The organism is Brevibacillus sp. NPDC003359 (assembly GCF_042878995.1).
Lineage (GTDB): Bacteria > Bacillota > Bacilli > Brevibacillales > Brevibacillaceae > Brevibacillus.
This window is the reverse complement of the sequence record NZ_JBIAOR010000001.1, coordinates 1,066,031-1,083,579: the sequence shown is the minus strand read 5'-3', so window position 1 is coordinate 1,083,579 and position 17,549 is coordinate 1,066,031. Positions and strand designations below refer to the sequence as shown.

The 17,549-nt window shown below is 46.6% G+C and carries 20 protein-coding genes and 1 pseudogene; 15 read left to right on the top strand and 6 right to left on the bottom strand.

Annotated elements, in window-relative coordinates:
• Positions 1-15: 15 nt before the first annotated feature.
• From ACFYU8_RS04805 to ACFYU8_RS04755, 11 genes are all read left to right on the top strand, one after another.
• Positions 16-1,845, top strand: coding sequence for a UbiD family decarboxylase (locus ACFYU8_RS04805; RefSeq protein WP_390295318.1), 1,830 nt, complete (start codon positions 16-18; stop codon positions 1,843-1,845).
• Positions 1,846-2,102: 257 nt separating this feature from the next.
• Complete coding sequence (locus ACFYU8_RS04800; protein ID WP_390295320.1) at positions 2,103-4,103, top strand: BglG family transcription antiterminator; 2,001 nt, start codon at positions 2,103-2,105, stop codon at positions 4,101-4,103.
• A complete protein-coding gene (locus ACFYU8_RS04795; protein ID WP_390295322.1) occupies positions 4,033-5,178 on the top strand; it encodes an amidohydrolase/deacetylase family metallohydrolase in 1,146 nt (381 codons plus the stop codon). The genes ACFYU8_RS04800 and ACFYU8_RS04795 overlap by 71 nt, the downstream gene beginning before the upstream one ends.
• 104 nt (positions 5,179-5,282) lie before the next feature.
• A complete protein-coding gene (locus tag ACFYU8_RS04790) occupies positions 5,283-5,540 on the top strand; it encodes a hypothetical protein (RefSeq protein WP_390295324.1) in 258 nt (85 codons plus the stop codon).
• Between the two features lie 32 nt (positions 5,541-5,572).
• A complete protein-coding gene (locus tag ACFYU8_RS04785) occupies positions 5,573-5,935 on the top strand; it encodes an SFCGS family glycine-rich protein (protein ID WP_390295326.1) in 363 nt (120 codons plus the stop codon).
• Positions 5,936-5,938: 3 nt separating this feature from the next.
• Complete coding sequence (locus ACFYU8_RS04780; protein ID WP_390295328.1) at positions 5,939-6,277, top strand: DUF4312 family protein; 339 nt, start codon at positions 5,939-5,941, stop codon at positions 6,275-6,277.
• A gap of 21 nt (positions 6,278-6,298) precedes the next feature.
• Complete coding sequence (locus tag ACFYU8_RS04775) at positions 6,299-7,087, top strand: DUF4311 domain-containing protein (protein ID WP_390295330.1); 789 nt, start codon at positions 6,299-6,301, stop codon at positions 7,085-7,087.
• Positions 7,087-7,737 carry a DUF4310 family protein gene (locus ACFYU8_RS04770; protein WP_017249034.1) on the top strand — a complete coding sequence of 217 codons (651 nt, stop codon included), beginning with the start codon at positions 7,087-7,089 and terminating at the stop codon, positions 7,735-7,737. Before ACFYU8_RS04775 ends, ACFYU8_RS04770 begins: the two co-directional genes overlap by 1 nt.
• A 40-nt stretch (positions 7,738-7,777) precedes the next feature.
• Positions 7,778-8,893, top strand: coding sequence for a DgaE family pyridoxal phosphate-dependent ammonia lyase (locus ACFYU8_RS04765; RefSeq protein WP_390295332.1), 1,116 nt, complete (start codon positions 7,778-7,780; stop codon positions 8,891-8,893).
• A 5-nt stretch (positions 8,894-8,898) separates the two neighbouring features.
• Entirely contained in the window at positions 8,899-9,621 is a 723-nt protein-coding gene (locus tag ACFYU8_RS04760) for a KDGP aldolase (protein WP_390295334.1), read from the top strand.
• Positions 9,622-9,654: 33 nt separating this feature from the next.
• Positions 9,655-9,912 (top strand): HPr family phosphocarrier protein, encoded by a 258-nt coding sequence (locus tag ACFYU8_RS04755; RefSeq protein ID WP_390295336.1) that lies wholly within the window; start codon positions 9,655-9,657, stop codon positions 9,910-9,912.
• Between the two features lie 87 nt (positions 9,913-9,999).
• On the opposite strand, the gene ACFYU8_RS04750 is transcribed toward ACFYU8_RS04755, so the two are convergent.
• The gene (locus tag ACFYU8_RS04750) at positions 10,000-10,698 is read right to left on the bottom strand and encodes a DUF4386 domain-containing protein (RefSeq protein ID WP_390295338.1); all 699 of its coding nucleotides are present in this window, start codon (positions 10,696-10,698) and stop codon (positions 10,000-10,002) included.
• 292 nt (positions 10,699-10,990) lie between these two features.
• On the bottom strand, positions 10,991-11,335 hold the full coding sequence (locus ACFYU8_RS04745) for a YkgJ family cysteine cluster protein (RefSeq protein WP_390295340.1): 345 nt from the start codon (positions 11,333-11,335) through the stop codon (positions 10,991-10,993).
• 330 nt (positions 11,336-11,665) lie between these two features.
• On the opposite strand from ACFYU8_RS04745, the gene ACFYU8_RS04740 reads away from it, so the two are divergent.
• Together ACFYU8_RS04740 and ACFYU8_RS04735 are read left to right on the top strand one after the other, a co-directional pair.
• Entirely contained in the window at positions 11,666-12,199 is a 534-nt protein-coding gene (locus tag ACFYU8_RS04740) for a Crp/Fnr family transcriptional regulator (RefSeq protein ID WP_391365401.1), read from the top strand.
• A pseudogene (locus tag ACFYU8_RS04735) lies at positions 12,193-12,690 on the top strand (Gfo/Idh/MocA family protein); the annotation flags it as partial. The gene ACFYU8_RS04740 and the pseudogene ACFYU8_RS04735, both read left to right, overlap by 7 nt.
• 57 nt (positions 12,691-12,747) lie before the next feature.
• On the opposite strand, the gene ACFYU8_RS04730 reads toward ACFYU8_RS04735, so the two are convergent.
• From ACFYU8_RS04730 to ACFYU8_RS04720, 3 genes are all read right to left on the bottom strand, one after another.
• Positions 12,748-13,296 (bottom strand): GNAT family N-acetyltransferase, encoded by a 549-nt coding sequence (locus ACFYU8_RS04730; RefSeq protein ID WP_390295342.1) that lies wholly within the window; start codon positions 13,294-13,296, stop codon positions 12,748-12,750.
• Positions 13,297-13,373: 77 nt separating this feature from the next.
• Positions 13,374-13,865, bottom strand: coding sequence for a GNAT family N-acetyltransferase (locus tag ACFYU8_RS04725; protein ID WP_390295344.1), 492 nt, complete (start codon positions 13,863-13,865; stop codon positions 13,374-13,376).
• Positions 13,866-14,037: 172 nt separating this feature from the next.
• A complete protein-coding gene (locus tag ACFYU8_RS04720; protein WP_390295346.1) occupies positions 14,038-14,712 on the bottom strand; it encodes an O-methyltransferase in 675 nt (224 codons plus the stop codon).
• A gap of 613 nt (positions 14,713-15,325) precedes the next feature.
• On the opposite strand from ACFYU8_RS04720, the gene ACFYU8_RS04715 reads away from it, so the two are divergent.
• Complete coding sequence (locus ACFYU8_RS04715; RefSeq protein ID WP_390295348.1) at positions 15,326-15,784, top strand: YhcN/YlaJ family sporulation lipoprotein; 459 nt, start codon at positions 15,326-15,328, stop codon at positions 15,782-15,784.
• A gap of 135 nt (positions 15,785-15,919) precedes the next feature.
• Here ACFYU8_RS04715 and ACFYU8_RS04710 read toward each other — a convergent pair whose 3' ends face one another.
• Positions 15,920-16,156, bottom strand: coding sequence for a hypothetical protein (locus ACFYU8_RS04710; protein WP_390295350.1), 237 nt, complete (start codon positions 16,154-16,156; stop codon positions 15,920-15,922).
• 178 nt (positions 16,157-16,334) lie between these two features.
• On the opposite strand from ACFYU8_RS04710, the gene ACFYU8_RS04705 reads away from it, so the two are divergent.
• Positions 16,335-17,309 (top strand): bile acid:sodium symporter family protein, encoded by a 975-nt coding sequence (locus ACFYU8_RS04705; protein ID WP_390295352.1) that lies wholly within the window; start codon positions 16,335-16,337, stop codon positions 17,307-17,309.
• Positions 17,310-17,549: the final 240 nt, after the last annotated feature.

Below are 17,549 nucleotides of genomic sequence, written 5' to 3'. Positions count from 1 at the left end.
TGGAGCCCTATAGATATGTATCAGAATTTAGAAGAGTGCATTCTTGACTTGGAAAGGCACGGACATTTGGTCCGTATTCGCGAAGAAGTAGATCCCTATTTGGAAATGGCTGCGATTCACTTGAAGGTGTACGAAGCCGGGGGGCCAGCATTGCTGTTTGAAAATGTAAAAGGCTCAAAATTTCGTGCGGTATCCAATCTTTTTGGCACAATCGAGCGAAGCAAGTTTATTTTCAGAAGCACATGGCAATCCGCTGAAAATATAATTGCCATGCGCAATGATCCGATGAAAGCGCTAAAGCAGCCATTTAAAAATATCGAGAACGGCTTTGCAGCTCTAAAAGCATTGCCAGCAAAAAAATCGACGAGCATGCCTGTTACTGCACAGGAAATCAGCATAACAGACCTTCCACTCATCCAAAGCTGGCCGATGGATGGCGGAGCTTTTGTCACGTTGCCCCAAATCTATTCGGAAGATCCGGACAAGCCTGGTATCATGAATTCCAATTTGGGTATGTACCGTGTGCAGTTGACTGGTAATGAGTATGAAGTAAACAAAGAAATTGGCTTGCACTATCAAATCCATCGTGGAATCGGTGTCCATCAAGACAAAGCGACCAAAAAGGGAATGCCGCTGAAAGTAAGCTGCTTCGTAGGCGGGCCGCCTGCTCATACCTTATCGGCTGTAATGCCGTTGCCAGAAGGCTTGAGCGAGATTACTTTTGCAGGCTTGCTTTCTGGGCGTCGTTTTCACTACAGCTATATCGATGGCTACTGCATAAGCAATGATGCGGATTTTGTGATCACAGGAGATATTTATCCTGGAGATACGAAACCAGAAGGACCATTCGGCGACCATCTTGGCTATTACAGTCTGATCCATCCATTCCCTGTGATGAAGGTCAAGAAAGTGTATGCCAAACCGAATGCCATCTGGCCATTCACGGTTGTAGGCCGTCCGCCACAAGAAGATACGTCGTTCGGTCAGCTGATTCACGAGTTAACGGGCGATGCGATCAAACAAGAAATCCCGGGTGTAAAAGAAGTCCATGCAGTAGATGCTGCTGGTGTACATCCGTTGCTGTTTGCAATCGGAAGCGAGCGATATACGCCCTATCAGCAAGTCAAACAGCCGACAGAGATGCTCACCATTGCCAACCGCATTTTAGGGACGGGCCAATTGAGCTTGGCCAAGTATTTATTCATTACGGCTGAAGAAAATCGACCATTGACGACGCATGATGAAGTTGATTTTATCACCTATATTTTGGAGAGAATCGACCTGCATCGCGATGTTCATTTTTATACGAACACGACCATTGATACGCTGGATTATTCCGGAACGGGGTTAAACAGTGGTAGCAAGGTTGTCCTCGCAGCTTACGGCGATCAAAAAAGAGAGCTGTGCAAAGAGGTGCCTGATGCACTGAAGGATTTGCGAGAGTTTGAGAATGCACGCTTGATCATGCCAGGTGTGGTGTCGATCCAAGGTCCTGCATTTACCGATTATGCAAACGCCCAGCAGCAATTACAGAATCTGTGTGACGCCATTCAAGCGAGAGGGCCGCTCCCATCTTGCCCGATGATCATCCTTTGCGATGACAGTACATTCATGAGTGCGTCTCTACAAAACTTCCTGTGGGCAACCTTCACGCGAAGCAATCCATCCCATGATATTTACGGCGTGAACAGCTACTACGAGAACAAGCATTGGGGTTGCGATAATTTGATTATTGATGCGCGCACCAAGCCACATCAAGCACCGCCATTGATACCAGATCCAACTGTCGAGAAAAATATCGAACGACTGTTTGTCAAAGGTGCAAGCCTGGGTGGAATCCTGTAAGCATCTCCTACAAGTAGAGGTCCGTAACCATTCGTTGCGGACCTTTTCTATGGAATGGTACTATTTGGATGAAGGTATGAAGAGACGATGGCTCCTAGTTTTATCCGGGGTCATCTTTTTCATTTCTGTCGAACCAAACTGATAATTGCAAAAATTGCACGATTGATGGGGAAAGGAATCGTTCTTTACCACTGAGAAAGCGTTTTCTATAATGAATCTCAAGCAAGGACACAGCTTTTTATGGAAAGGAGAAAGGAATGGTCTTTTTAACCACACGTTCCCATGCATTACTGAAGGTGATACTCGACAGCTACTATCCGCTGAAAATCAAGGATGTCGCGCATGATTTCCAGGTAAGCGAACGGACCGTCAAGTACGATCTGGAGAACGTCAGGCAATGGCTGAAGGAACGAAATGTCATCCTCCATTCTCAACCGAATAAAGGGCTGTGGATCACGGAAGTACAAGAGCGTCGAAATGTTTTGAAGGAAAACTTGCAAAGTGATGACAGCAAGACACTCATCCTGCCGCAAAAGGATCGGGTCAAGCATTTTTTGTTTATCCTTCTACTATCGGAAGGGTACCAGCGGATGAACGATTTGGCCGATCACATGGGAGTTAGTCGCAATACCGTCGTTGCCGATGTCAAGGACGCGGAAAAGCTGCTCGATGGCTGGCGTCTTGAGCTCGTCACGAAGCAAAGGTACGGTGTACGTGTGGACGGGAGTGAGCGACATAAGCGATATGCTCTCGAAAATTTGATTCACGATTTGCTCGATGGAATCGACATGTATCGGATGGTACAGGGGATTTTTCCAGAATACGGACAAGAAGCGAGAACAGGTCCGTTATTAGAGAAATGGTTGATCAGCCGGACAGAGTTAGGGGCGATCATTCACAGCATCAAAGCATGGATGAATACTGCTGCCGAGACGCTGGCAGACCGAGCACTGATTAGTTTGCTCATTCGTTTATGCATTGTCGTCCATCGTGTTCAGCGGGGGCAATTGGTCACTGCGGATGATGCCGAGATGGGAGAAGCGACGCATTGGAGCGGGTACGAGTCGTTTTCCACTGAAGTTCGAGCACTATGTCAGCGATTGAACGTTGATATCCCCGAACACGAGATTGCGTATGCATGCCTTCCGCTGCTAGGGACCGAACAGGTGCCAAGAGAGGCGCGTGCAGGTAGGATTGTTATGGACGTTTTCCAGGTAACCAAGGAGCTGACGGAAGCCGTGAGTAGCCGGATGCTAGCACCATTGTACGAGGATCAGGAGCTGGGCAGACTTTTATTTGCTCACTTGGATGACAGTTTGAACCGTTATCGTCAGGGAGTCCTTTTTGCGAATCCATTGACTGAGGAGATTCGCCGTTCATACTCACGCATGTTTGATGCGGTCAAACGCTCTTGTGAAGAAGTGTTTTGGCAGCGCGGGGTCTATTGGCTCGATGCAGACATTGCTTACTTTGTGCTCCATTTCCAAGCAGGTTATGATCGCTGGCTGGAGCAGAAAAAGGCAGATGCGCTCGTCGTTTGCGGAACAGGAAGAGGGACTTCACGGTTTTTGAAAACGTACCTGGAAAGTGAATTGCGTTCACTTCGGGTCGTAGGCCTGTGTTCCAGCTCAGAGGTAGAGAAGTATTTGGCGAGTCGTCGCGTCGATGTCATCATCAGTGTACTGCCGATCAAAGCAGAGGTGCCCGTTGTGATTGTCAGTCCTCTTCCAACACGTCAAGATATCAACCAGATTCAGAATTGTCTGGAAGCCTTGCAAGTGGAGGGAGGAAATCGGCAGCAGGATGTTAAATCTCGCAAGGAAGCCTGGTTCCCCACGTTGACAGCTGATCTCAATCCGTCTGATTTGCCAGTGGTGGAGAGACTGTCCCAGGATGTCATCTGCAAAGGGTATGAGATCAGTCAAAAAATCGTGACTGCTTTTCGGGAGTACGTAACAGAACAAATGGCAAGCGGACTTACGCTGCATCTGCTATTGATGGTGAATCGATTGGCTTTTGGCTCACCCTATCAAGAGGAGTGGGAATCGTCTGCTGAGGCAGAATCGAAAGAATGGAAGGCATGGCGTGAACAGCTGAACCAATTGATGGCTGAGGCAAATCTCCAAGTTCCAGCAAGTGAAGTGACGGCCATTATGCGCTATTTTTCAGGAAAGGGGACGGTAGAGAGTGAAAGTGGATTTACTCATACGCAACGGACGGGTCATCGATCCTTCCCAGAACCTGAACGGGCACTATGATCTTGCCATTCGGGAAGGGCGAATCGTTGGGTTATATGAAAAAGGAAAAACAACCGATGAGCAAGCGTTGAATCTGGAAAGCAAGGAGACGATCGATGCAGGGGGATATTTGGTGACGCCCGGTCTGATCGATCTGCATGCTCACGTTTTTCCAACAAAGACATTTTTGGGTGTTGCCGCGGATCAAGTTGGTGTGGAGCAAGGAGTGACAACCGTAGTAGATGCTGGCAGTGTCGGGCTATGGTCGTTTGATGCTTTTCTCGAAGAAGCCGTGTATCCTTCTGCTACTCGTGTTCTGGCATTTCTGAATATTTCAGGGGACGGCTTGTGTACAGGTGGCGGGGAGCTCGCAGACATGTCGCGGCTAACCCCGAGAGAATCGGCAGCGCTCATAAGAGAACAGCCGATATTACGAGGGATTAAAGCCCGCATGAGCAGTTCTGTCGTCAAGCAAAACGGGATCCATCCCTTGCTCGTAGCCAAGGAAGCGGCGAGGGAAGCGGGCGTACCGATGATGGTGCACATCGGAAACGCTCCGCCAACACTCACGGAAATATTGCCTCGGCTAGACCGGGGAGACGTCGTGACACATGCTTTCCACGGAAAAAAAGGAGGGATGTTCGACGAGCGCGGTGAGTTGATTCCAGAGGCGAAAGACGCGTTGGAGCGGGGCGTCTTACTCGACATCGGACACGGCGAAGCGAGCTTCAGCTTTCAAACACTGCGTCATGCGCAGGCCCAAGGCATTGCGCCACATGTCATTAGCACGGATGTTCACCGACGCAACATCGAGGGTCCCGTGCATAGCTTGACGCTCACACTTACAAAGTTTCTCGCCATGGGCTACTCTCTCGACGATGTGATTGCGGCTAGTACGTTTGCACCCGCACGAATTCTCGGACTGGAAAACGAGATCGGAACGTTGAGAGTAGGGGCATGCGCGGACGTATCCATTTTACAAATTAAAAAAGAGCCGACTATCTTGATAGACAGTGAACAAAAAACGTTGGAGACAAAGGAAAGAGTAGTTGCCTATCAAGTAATTACTTCGGGAAAGGTACTGACATGCAAATGATTGATGACATCCTCAAGGAATTAGCTGAGACAAAATCGGATTATTTATCTGAAATTTCTGAATCAAAGGAGATTCTCCGGAAAATTGAGGAGGAGTTCCGCCTCATGGAGATTCACATACCGCGAGATCGCTGGCTGGCCATTGGGGCTCATGTGCTGGCATTTGTACGACGGATGACAAACGGTGAAAGGCTGCCTGTGATTGAAGCGGAGTTATTCGCCGAAATTCATCCCGATATGGTTACGCTCTCGCATAAAGTCCTCTCGGAAGAAAAGAATGCGTGGCAGGTAGATGATACAGAAGCGTTTCTGTTGGCTGTCCATTTTGAAGCTATCCGTGCGATACAGTTGGGGCCATCTTAAAACATCGCTGTGAATAAAAGGAGGGTATGTATATGTCTAAGGTAAAAATCGTGATTGGTGATCGTCTTGGAAAAGGACAGAACATTGCAAAAGGAATCGAAGCTGCTGGTGGGACCGCGATCGTCATTCCAGGTGTTGGCGCAGATATGAAGGTAGGAGATGTCATGGTCAGCGAGAGTGCAGATCTCGGGCTGTCCTTTTGCGGAAGTGGTGGGGCTGGGGCACTGACTGCCAAGACCAAGTATGGTTTTCCCGTCGAGTACGGCTTGCGCTCGGTAGATGCTGGCATTACTGCCTTACGTAGCGGCAAAAAAGTGATTGGCTTTGGCTTCATGGATACAGAAGAGCTGGGCAGACGCATAGCGGAAGAATACATCAAGCTGGGAGGGAAGTAATCCATGTACACGGAGACGACGCAGACCTTGAGATTATCTGGCAGTGCCGATACCAAAGAGGGAGCCTTCAACAAGATTTTTTCCCAAATCAAGCATGTCGTGGCGAGACAGACGAATGATTTGGTCGTGCGGATCGAGCCTGTAGGAGTTTCCATTGTGTCTGCGACAGAAACAGTGAAGCATGAGCGTTTTTTTGGATTGTTTTTCCCGAAAAAGAGAACCCGGTATGACATCACCGTAGATATTCAAGTGAGGTTGGGAATGGTGCAGATAGAAAACATCTCGTTTCAGCAGCAGACCGAGCAGACTGCAGGTGTGGGGCAGTTGGTTCGTCAGCGATAGAAGCTAACAGGGGGTAGGTTCATGGTTACTTTGATGATTGTGTTGAAGTCGATCGTCATCGGGGCATTGGTCGGCTTTGGTGTTGGTGCGGGGGCAGCGAGGATGTTCCATGCACCCAATGTCCAAGGGATGGGAGCATTCCGGACTTTTGGAGAGCTGAACGCATGTGCGGGCGATCCCATTTCCCACTTTTCATTTGGTCTAGGCTTTTTGTTTAACTCATGGGCGTCTGTTGTTGGTGCTGGTGCTTTGACGCAAGATGTGGATCATCGCGTCATCCCGAACTGGGCAGCTGCCGTGCTCCTCTGGCGCAACAAGAATGTCGCAGAGACCTTGCACAATCCGAAGCAAATGGCGATTGCCGGGGCAGCGGTCGGTGTTGTTGTGGTCACCCTGCTGAACTCAACCGCGACGGCGATTCCTGAATCGATGCAGCTCGTAGCGACGAAGGTACTGGTCCCGGCTGCGAACTGGTTGATCAACCCGATCATGCCGATAGTGTTCTGGATGGCGGCGATGGATGCAGGCAAACGGACAGGGATGTGGGGAACGGTCTTAGGTGGTATGTCGCACTTGGTCATGGGGAATGCCGTGCCAGGAATCGTCTTGGGTATTTTGATAGGAAAAGGCCTGGATGACAGTGGCTGGAACAAAATTACGAAATCCATGTTTATTGCAGTCATTCTCTTGTTTGTATTCAGTGGTTTCTTCCGTGGCTTTGACGTAGCGCTCTTGAGGAGCATGTCTGTAGACATTCCACAGTGGTTGATAGAGCTTCATGAAACATTCGGATCGGTGGTGAAAAAGTAATGGGTGAATTGCAGGCAAAAGGTTTTTGGTATTCAGAATGGGCATTTCCCCTCTTTGTGGCGTGCTTGTCTTCAGGAATCTTTGCGGGTACTCATTTGTACTATGTGTATCATGTCGGGGCATTTAACGATATTGCCATCGTTGCGATGCTGGAGGCGGGGATCAAGGGTGGCGGATACGGTGCGGCTGCTGCGTTTGGTGCGAGCTTTTTGTTCGCCCGTGTTTTGGAGGGACCGCTGGTTGGGATTCTCGATATTGGCGGCTCGTTGCAAACAGGTATCGGGATTGGTGTTCCAGCATTGATGCTGGGAGCAGGCTTTACAGCTCCATTGACTTCCTTTCCTTTGGCGCTGGCGACAGGTGCGCTCTTGGGCTTCATCATTGGAACCGTGATTATTTTGATTCGGAAGTATACGATCAATGCATCGAACTCCACCTTTGGTGCGGATGTCATGATGGGAGCTGGAAACGCTGCAGGTCGTTACTTAGGTCCGTTGATTGTCATTTCTGCGATTATGGCTTCGATTCCAGTAGGACTCGGTGCAACAGCAGGAGCAGCGATTTTCTACTATTACAACAAACCGATCGCTGGCGGTGCGATTATCGGGGCCATGATCCTCGGCGCCATTTTCCCGATCCCGACTCAATAAGAGAATCGCCAAGCGTTTTCACAGGAAGGATGGGCAAACCATGGGAATCTATCAGCAGCTAGGGTTGAAGCAAGTCATTAATGCAAGCGGTAAGATGACGGCACTGGGTGCAAGTGCCGTCCATCCCTCTATCGCACAGGCCATGGGAGAAGCCGCCATGGATTATGTAGAAATCAGTGAGCTGATGATGGTAGCAGGTCGTCATATCGCAGAGGCGACAGGCGCAGAAGACGGTTGTCCTACCTCAGGAGCTGCTGCAGGTATTGCCATTAGTGTAGCGGCAGTTATAGCTGGTTGCCATTTGAGTCTGATCGAGCGGCTTCCTCTTTCCGAAGGGTTGAATAACAAGATCATCATACAAAAAGGACACGCGGTGCACTTCGGGGCGTCTGTTCAACAGATGATTGCACTGGGGGGTGGAAAAGTCGTAGAGGTCGGGCATGCCAATCACGTAGAAGAAGACCATTTGCGAGAAGCCATTGATGATCAGACCGCAGCACTGCTCTATGTCAAATCTCATCATGCGATTCAAAAAGGGATGCAGTCGCTAGACACGATGATTCAACTCGGTCGTGAGTTTGGACTTCCGGTCATTGTAGACGCAGCGGCGGAGGAGGATCTGCGGCGTTACGTGGCGATGGGTGCCGATCTGATCATTTACAGTGGCGGAAAAGCAATCGGCGGACCAACCTCTGGTTTTATTACAGGTCGTGCCGATCTGGTTGCAGCATGTCGCGCGCAGTATAAAGGCGTCGGTCGTGCTATGAAGGTAGGAAAGGAATCCATTGCCGGTTTGCTTGTAGCACTTGGACAGTACGACCCTGAAAAGCAAAACGTTCCCGAGCAGCGCAGGCGAGTGGAGTGGCTGGCAGGAGAACTGAACAGCTTACCCGGTGTAAGAGCAACGATTGCACAGGATGAGGCTGGCAGGGCGATCTATCGTGTGCAAGTTCAGCTTGACGAACGCGTGACGGGAATGACGGCGCCGGAGCTGATACGGCAACTGGAGCAAGGAAATCCAGCTATTTTTACCCGCAACCATTATGTGAATACGGGAATGATTGCCTTTGATCCACGACCGTTTCACGAAGGACAGGAGCACATCATTGCAGCGCGAATGAAGGAGCTTCTGCAAAAACAGGGAGAAGGAGAATAACAAAAGTGGGCACACCGAAAATTCGATTAAACCTTTTGGCAAGGGATGTAGAGAACGCGAAACAAGTTTGCTCCATAGCGGATGGCCGGGCTTTGATCGGGATCTTGGTTAAAGGATTTGCGTCCGTAGAAGCAGCAATAGCCGCAGTGGAACAATATCAGCAAGCAGGTGTACCAGTGTCAGTAGGGCTGGGCGCAGGTGATCCTACTCAATGGAAGAAGGTCGCAGAAGTCGCGGTGCAGACACAACCGGATCACGTCAATCAAGTATTTCCGGCAGCAGGCTATACGCTCGGGGGACTACAGGCAGTCGGCAACTCACATACCATCGTGAATGCATTGATTGCCCCTGGTGGACAATCAGGAAAGGTTCAAGTCACCACGGGACCAATAAGCAACAAAGTGTCAGAATTGCTCTCTTGCGATGCAGCCGCTGCGATGCTGGCGGAGATTGGCGTTCACTCAGTCAAATTTTATCCAGTCGATGGGCTGGAAAGGCTGAATGAAATCAAGGCGATGGCAGAAGCAGCCGTACGTTACGGGATTCCAGTTTTTGAGCCGACAGGCGGGATCGATGCAGCTTCGATTCGTCCGATTGTGGAGGTATGCCTGGCAGCAGGTGCAAAGCAGGTCATTCCGCACATTTACACATCGATCGTCGACAAAGAAACGGGGTTGACGCGTTTGGACCAAGTAGAAGAACTGCTGGCTGCTATAGAAGGTCTGTAGCCATTTTACGAGAAAGGGATAGGAGTGAATCGAATGAGAGAGAGACAGGTTATCGTCCAGTTAACACAGGGATTACACGCGCGTCCGGCTACTTTGTTTGTGAAAGTGGCAGCTTCCTTTTCCAGTGAAATCGGATTGAACAAAGATGAGAAGAAGGTGAATGCCAAGAGTATTATCGGGGTCATGTCCCTTGCTGTTTCAAAAGGACAGTCGGTCATCTTGACTGCGGATGGTGCAGACGCAGAGCAGGCGTTGGATGCGTTGGAGCGCGTTTTGGTAAGTGTGGAGTAATTGGCTGGCTGTGTGTAAACGAAAAAGGGATGTCTCACGTGACAAGTCGTGAGACATCCCTCTATGTCTAAAAGTTCATCCTTCATCTTAATTGGATATAGAATTCTGTTTCGGTGTGTTGAATCCTTTAATGATTAGCCATATAGCCAAAACCAATTGTTGAATGGCTATGGGAATGTTCAACATCATGTAGGTTGCATCCAGACCGATGAAGCGAATCATAAATAATAAGCTTGCCAATATGGACAAGGTAGACCCAATCAGACCCGAAACTGACAACCAACGTGGAACTAATTTTGTTTGGTAAAAGATGCAGGTAAACAAGAGCATAGCCAAAACAAATGCCAGTGTCGTTGCCACATGGTTTACTAAATCACGGCCTTCCCGTAACAAGCCACCCAGGGTCTGAAAATACGATACATCCAGATTTCCAACTTTTGTAAATTCTTGACTTAATGCCAATAGCAACAGAAGAATGATAACACCAATTATTATGAACACACCCGCAATGATACCGAAAGCAACAGATCCAAGTGCGAAGCCTTTATTATGCTTACTTAAAATCGGATACATCACAATAGGAATACCAACATATGCAGCAACCATTAATAACTGGAAAAAAGCTCCTATTAGTACCTGATTTTCATTTGTAGAAGTCTTGACAAGGTAATCTGCTCCATCTATAACAGGGACAACACTAAATATACCTGTAACCACTCCGGCTATTAATAACACTCCAGTAATGACTGCAGACCTTCTACCTGAATTTTTACTCTTCCTCAACATAATTAGCCTCCTTATCATACCTACCCTTGGCGGATGGTTGCGGGACGTGTGAATGAAGAGGTCAAAGATGTAGCAATGATGACATTTCCTCTTTTAGGAGCGATCGATCTATACCTTTATTATTCAGTTTATATGCATGATTTGCTTCATTTTGACGTTGAGTCTACAATTAATTTTCAATGTACCATAAGGGGTTCCGGTCTGTTTGCATTGCTAAACGAGCTCGCCTGTTTGTCATGAATCCGATGAAAGTCAGGAAAACTGATTATGAGATACTCTCAGCTCTATTTCATTAAAAATGCTTCCAGGTTATATCAATACTCAAATACCCAATATGCCTCACCTTGAAGGTCATCGTTTCCTTCGTCGCCAATTCCGGTTTGCGAAAACAGACGAGGTCTTTGTGATAGCCAAAAGCGCGACAAACTTCCGGTCGAACGCTATGAATGCCACACTGATCTTTGTGCATGTCGTAGAAGATACAAGTACCGAACATTCGCGGTTGATTTTTCAGATCGTCACGAAGTCTTTTTGGGAGCGCTTTCAATTTCTTGTGTATGATTTTATATTCCTTCTCTGTTACGGGAACAGGACCACAGCACAATCCTTTACAGCCTTGGCAAGGTAATGCTTCCATTGAATCTACAACCTTTCGCTATGTAATGTTTGTTAGAAAAAACAAAAAAGATGATCCTCCTTGAATCAGGAGATCATCTTAAGCACTGCTGCGTTCAATTGTGTTGGTTACTCAAAAATTCGGTAAGAAGAGAATACTGTCCTTTTATTATAACACATGTAGGAAGATTTTGACGAATACTTAAAAAAGTACGAGAAGCTGGATAGCATGTTGACGGAGATACCCTCTGAGATCCGTAACCGTTTTATAGGCAGAAAATTTCCTAGGGATACTGTCATTTGCAAAAAAGACGAAGTCATCCGTCATGTATATATCAACTGAGAAGGAACGATGCGGATCGTGAACGAGTTTGACAATGGCAATGTCAATGTCTATGCATTTACCGATACAGAACCTTATACATGGATTGGCGATACAGAATTATTGGCGGGGGTTCACCGCTATGATTATACAGTCGAATCGGTTACGAACTGCACGACGCTCCAGATGAGTCGTGAAGACTTCCTCACTTGTTTTGAAAGTAGTCACGTCTTTGCGAAAGAACTCGCCAGAACGATTGCCAACAAGGTCCATCACCGGTCTTCCACAATTGGAGAAAACATTTTTTATCCTATTCTCTATAATATGGCATCTCTTCTGATCCAGCTGGCTCAAGAGAATACGGTCGACAAAAAGGCGGCGATTATACCCTTGAAGCGCCAGCATATGGCTGAGCGTTTGGGTATTAGCATCAGATCGGTTAACAGAGTAATCAAACGGTTGAGAGAGAACCACTATTTGTCCATCGCGAAGGGGAAAATTGTGATCGAACCAGAGCAGCTTCGGAGGCTGATGCAAGCGGTAGATCAATTTAAACAAACGTGACCAGCATGCTCAAACAGGAGCATTGCGATGGAGTGGTAATCGTAGCTCAACCACATGATCAATTTTCCTTAGCGCTGGATTGCATTCGTGCAGGCAAAAATGTGTACGTGGACAAGCCGCTGGGATGGAATGCGAAAGAAGCGACTCAGATCGCAGATGCAGCCGATCAAGCCGGAGTTGTGCTGATGGTGGGGTTTATGAAACGTTATGCACCTTGCTACATGAAAATAAAAGAACTGATTTCAGGGGGGACACTGGGAGAGGCGCGTTCCTTTCAATTGACATTCGCTGTTGACAGCACGCCGTTTTGTACAAACGAGGAAGAGCTTATGAAGCTTGTCGCCATTCACATGGTTGATCTGATGCGATACTTGTTTGGTGAAGTATCGCAAGTCTCTGGGTTTAGCAATCACGATAATCGAAGGATTGCGAACAGTCTCTCCGTGCAATTTGAAAACGGGGTTGTCGGGAGTGTTTATTTTGCGGGGCTTTGTGGGAGAAATGGCGCATTTTATGAAGCAGTAGTCCCTTTTTTTGTGCTTTCTTGTTTATTTCGTCAAAACATACAACCACTCACCATTGCAGTCCTCGTCGTCCCCACTCAAGCCTTCTAAGACGCGTTCAAATGAGAAGCCGAGTTTCTCAATGATATGCAGTGATGCCTTGTTGTCTGAGTGTGCCTTTGCGTACAATTTATCCAATCCGATTACATCAAATGCGTACGCAGTAAGAGCGGAGGCAGCTTCAAAAGCGTATCCGTTCCCCCAATAATCACGTCCAATTAAATAATAGAGTTCTTTTTCCGGGGCCAGAAAATCGAGAACGCCCACACCACACCAACCAATGAACTTGCCAGTAGTCTTTTCTCGTATGGCCACAGAATATTTAAAAGGCTTGTCAAAAGGGGTGTCATAACTGCTTAGTAGCCAACGAAATAAGCGCTTGTAGTTTTCCAAAGGCATTACATCCATGGGCAGGTAAGTAAACAAATCTGGGTTTTGCATAAGTTCAAAAGATTCCATTAAATCATCTTCTACGTAAGGACGGATGATAAGGTGTTCTGTTTCTAAGTGCATGGCAGATATCATCGCTTGCATGTAGCATTTCCCTTTCGGATTAGAAAATGAAGACTGCATAAAAAGAGGAGAAGCGCTGAAGGTAAGCGCCTCTGACCTCATGTTTGTTTGATCAGAATGAGTTCATCCACTTCTTCGCCTCGTGCTTCCGAAAATGCCCGGTCTACACCGAAAGGCAGAAAACCGTTTTTTTCTAAGACACGAATGGATGCGATGTTGTCATGAGCGACACGCGCATATACAGGACGTGTTCGGAGTTCTTCTAAAAAGAGAGAAAGTGCATTTGTCGCGATTCCTTTGCCCCAACAGCTTTTGTCAATCCAATATCCAATTGTAGGAAAGCCAAATAGCTCAAAGTACAAAACATTACCGACAATTTGCCCATTCATAAGAATGGCTCTTTTCACAATCGAATCATCGTTCAAAATCTTTGCCCAATGCGCGGCGAATCCATCTATATCAGCAGGGTCCTTGACAGTAAATGCCGCCATCATATGAGCGGATTTGTCCAATTGCTGAGTAAAAAATACAGGGAGATCTGCCTCGGTTACTTCTCGTAAATAAAGGGGCTGATCATGCAAAGGCTCCAAGGAAAAGCACCTCCATAAACATCAGCTATTCTCTTTTCACGAACACTTTAATAATTAACGACAGTATCGTGAGAACCAAAATGACATTAGCGATGAGCATAAAGCTAGGTAAACCAAGCCTAAACAAAACGTACACACTCCTACTCGTTACAACCTTTGAAAGTGAAAAAGACTAGTTATCCTCGGTGACAAGCATGATCGCAAAGCCATCATAGCCCTTGCTGCCTACTGTCTGTACAACGGTTCCACTGACACGTTTCTCTTCAGCAACCAAATCGGTGAATTGGCGTACTCCGACAATATTGGGATCTGTGCTTGTTTCATCTACAACTTGACCACTTCGTACAACGTTATCCGTGATAATCACTGTCCCTTTGCGAGAGAGTTTCAATGCCCATTGGAAATAGTCGGGGTTTCCTTTTTTATCTGCATCAATAAAAATAAAATCAAAAGGACCCTGATTTTCTTTGTGCAGTTGGATGAGAGAATCAAGGGCAAGACCGATCCTCACTTCCACGATATGATCCAGTCCTGCGCGGGTAATGTTCGATTGTGCAACTTCTGCATGCTTAGGATCATATTCGAGAGTAATGAGACGACCGTCAGCAGGGAGTGCGCGGGCTAGCCAGATGGTACTGTATCCACCGAGAGTGCCAATTTCCAAGATCGAGCGAGCGCCTTGGATTCGTGCTAACAGATGAAGGAGCTTACCTTGATTGGGTGCGACATCAATAGCTGGCAGGCCTGCAGCTGCGTTCTCTTGGAGAACTGTGTCTAGAACGGAATCGGTTTCCAGTAATTTATCCGTAAAATAGTGATCGACCGCTGTCCATTGCTCTCTATTCATGATCTCATCTCCTCAAGATTTTACAGGGATATCATAACACGATTAGAAACTTCTGGCTGTTTTTTTTGTACCGGATGACACATTTCAGTGGAGGTGTCTTTGGTGGATTAAGCTTTTTTGGTAAAATTTTCACCTGTTACCATTATTTACGCATAGCGTGAATGACACTTTCGAATCATAATAGAAAAGTAATCCAAGCTAGCTAGTATAATCCAACCTTGGGGATTCTATTCCACGCGTTCGACTAAATGATGCAGTCAAAGTCGGCGCAATTTTTTTATTCCATCTGTAGGTAAATATACCTACTATTGTTCGTTGTCAACAGAATCTAAGTCCTATATGCTTATATCATTCACGTAATGACATATGCGTACTACCCCGTACGCCCCAACCACTTTTTGATGGTTGGGATTTTTTTTATTCAAGGTCATATCCAGTTATCTCCTATCGCGTTTTGATGTGATTTTTTATATCCTTATACATAGGACTTGAAATGTTCTTGGGGTCCGCGGTGACTCAAACTATGCAGAGGAGTCACCGCTTTTTTCTTTACATACTTCCTCCGATCAAGGTCAAGCTAGTAACAGGTGATATTGGTCAGGAGGTGTTTTGTGTGCGGGCAACTTTCGTGGTGCTGACACTGGCTTTTGCTTTGACCGTAACGGGGTGTACGAAGCAGTCTGGTACAGAAACGAAGCAAAAAACGGAATCGGAACCGGAACCGTTGTGCATGCCTGTTCCCGTCAGACATTATCAATGGGAAGAGCGCGCAAAATCGATTACAGCCAGCGTGAAGGGCATCGATAAAATAGTGGCTGTGCAAATCGATAAAGAGCTCGATGTGGCTATTCAAGTGACGAATTTTAATCGGTTCAAGTTGGAATCGATTCAAAAAGAAGTCGGAAAGAAATTAAAAGAAGCCTTCCCAGATGCTAATATCCATGTGACAGCTGACAAGCGATTGATAAAAGATTTGCAAAGCCTAAGTGACGAACAGTGGCCAACCGATGTAAAAGCGGCATGCCAGAAGAAGAAATCCTTAAAAGAAATTGAAAAGAAAATGAAGGGCTAGCCTACTATTAAGACCTCACACCCTACAAGGGTAGAGTGAGGTTCTTGTTGTTTCTTTTAACGGACGATTAAAGCGGATTGAATATTCCGTGATTAATTGCCAAAGAAGAACTCCCTAGCTGGGAGTCTATGTAGGCTAGTGGTGATCACGATCGTAATGATGCTCGCGCTCTCGATCTCGATGGAGGTCGATTCCGCGTAATTCACCCTTGGCTTTTTCCACAAGGACTTGATAATCTCTTACCACTTCCGTCAAGGTAGTTACGGATTCTTTATAGTCGGGATCATTACAGATTCCATCTATCGCTCGATGGAGGTGATACATCTTATCTTCGGTTTTTCGGATAAATTCTACCCAATCCATTCCGTTCATAAAATACCTCCTTTCCGTCATAGGCTTTACTCCCATGCGCGAAAGTATGCAGTGTGAAATTACGAATAAATGAAGCGTATGTAATCTAATAATGAACTTTGGTCTTGTAACAACAATCTGTTCATGATAACATACCTCACATCAATAGCATCAAAGGACGAGACTTGAGGTGTATCAGATGAACGGGTTAGCCAAACTGAATAGATCGCTTGAGAAAATCATGCCCATACTAACGCCGAGTAGTGTTGCCATTGGCGTAATAGCGGGGACACATTTGCAACCATTTGCTTTTTTGTCTCCTTGGGTGTTTGCTTTCATGACATTTGCGGGCAGTCTGGGTTCAGGATTTAAAGAATTTGCAAAGGTACTAACCAGACCGCTTCCTTTAATCGTCAACTTGTTGATTCTTCATGCACTTATGCCACTTGTTGCTTGGTCGATGGCTACGTTGTTTTATCCAGATGATATTCATGTCATCACGGGATTTTTGTTGGCTGCTTTAATTCCCACAGGGATCACGAGTTTTTTGTGGTCATCGATTTATTTCGGGAACATCGCACTGACGCTATCCATTATTTTGTTGGATACGATGCTCTCCCCATTGATTGTTCCGTTGGGAATGTCCTTGTTTTTAGGGGCAACAGTTGAGATGGATTTGGCTGAACTGATGAAGGGTTTATTTTATATGATCGTGTTGCCGTCTCTTGTCGGTATGCTGCTCAATCATTTGTCAAAAGGGAACGTCAAAAAAACGCTGGCACCCAAATTAGCGCCATTCTCTAAGATGGGAATGGGTGTTGTCGTCGCGATCAACAGCTCGATGGTGTCGTCTTACTTTCATATGATGGACGCCAAACTGGTGGGAATGGCGGTCCTTGTACTGGTAGTGGCCATTTTGGGTTATTTGATGGGGTGGGGGATCGCAAGGCTATTTGGGTGGGAGCGAGATGTTATCGTCACGTTAACCTTCAATAGTGGAATGCGAAACATTAGTGCAGGTGCAGTTATGGCGATCACGTACTTTCCTGCTCCTGTTGCTCTTCCAGTTGTTCTCGGCATGCTTTTCCAGCAAATACTCGCTTCTACCTTCGGAAAGTTTTTGGAGCTAGTCGAGAAAAGACCACAACATCATCCACAGGAACTATCAAACTAAGAGCAAGAGCCGTTTTCCGTTAAGCAATTGGAAAATGGCTTTTTTCTTACAGATTCTTACCAAAGAACTCACTTCTTTGGTTACAGCTTACCTACATATTCGGGACTATCATACATAGCGATATGTGTGGCGCCTTCAATCCAAAACAATTCCTTTGGTCAGTTTGTTGCATCCGCTCTAGTCAAGTGGAGAGACTTTTAGAGAGGAACCTCAAATAAATCGGAGAATGAATTGAAAAAA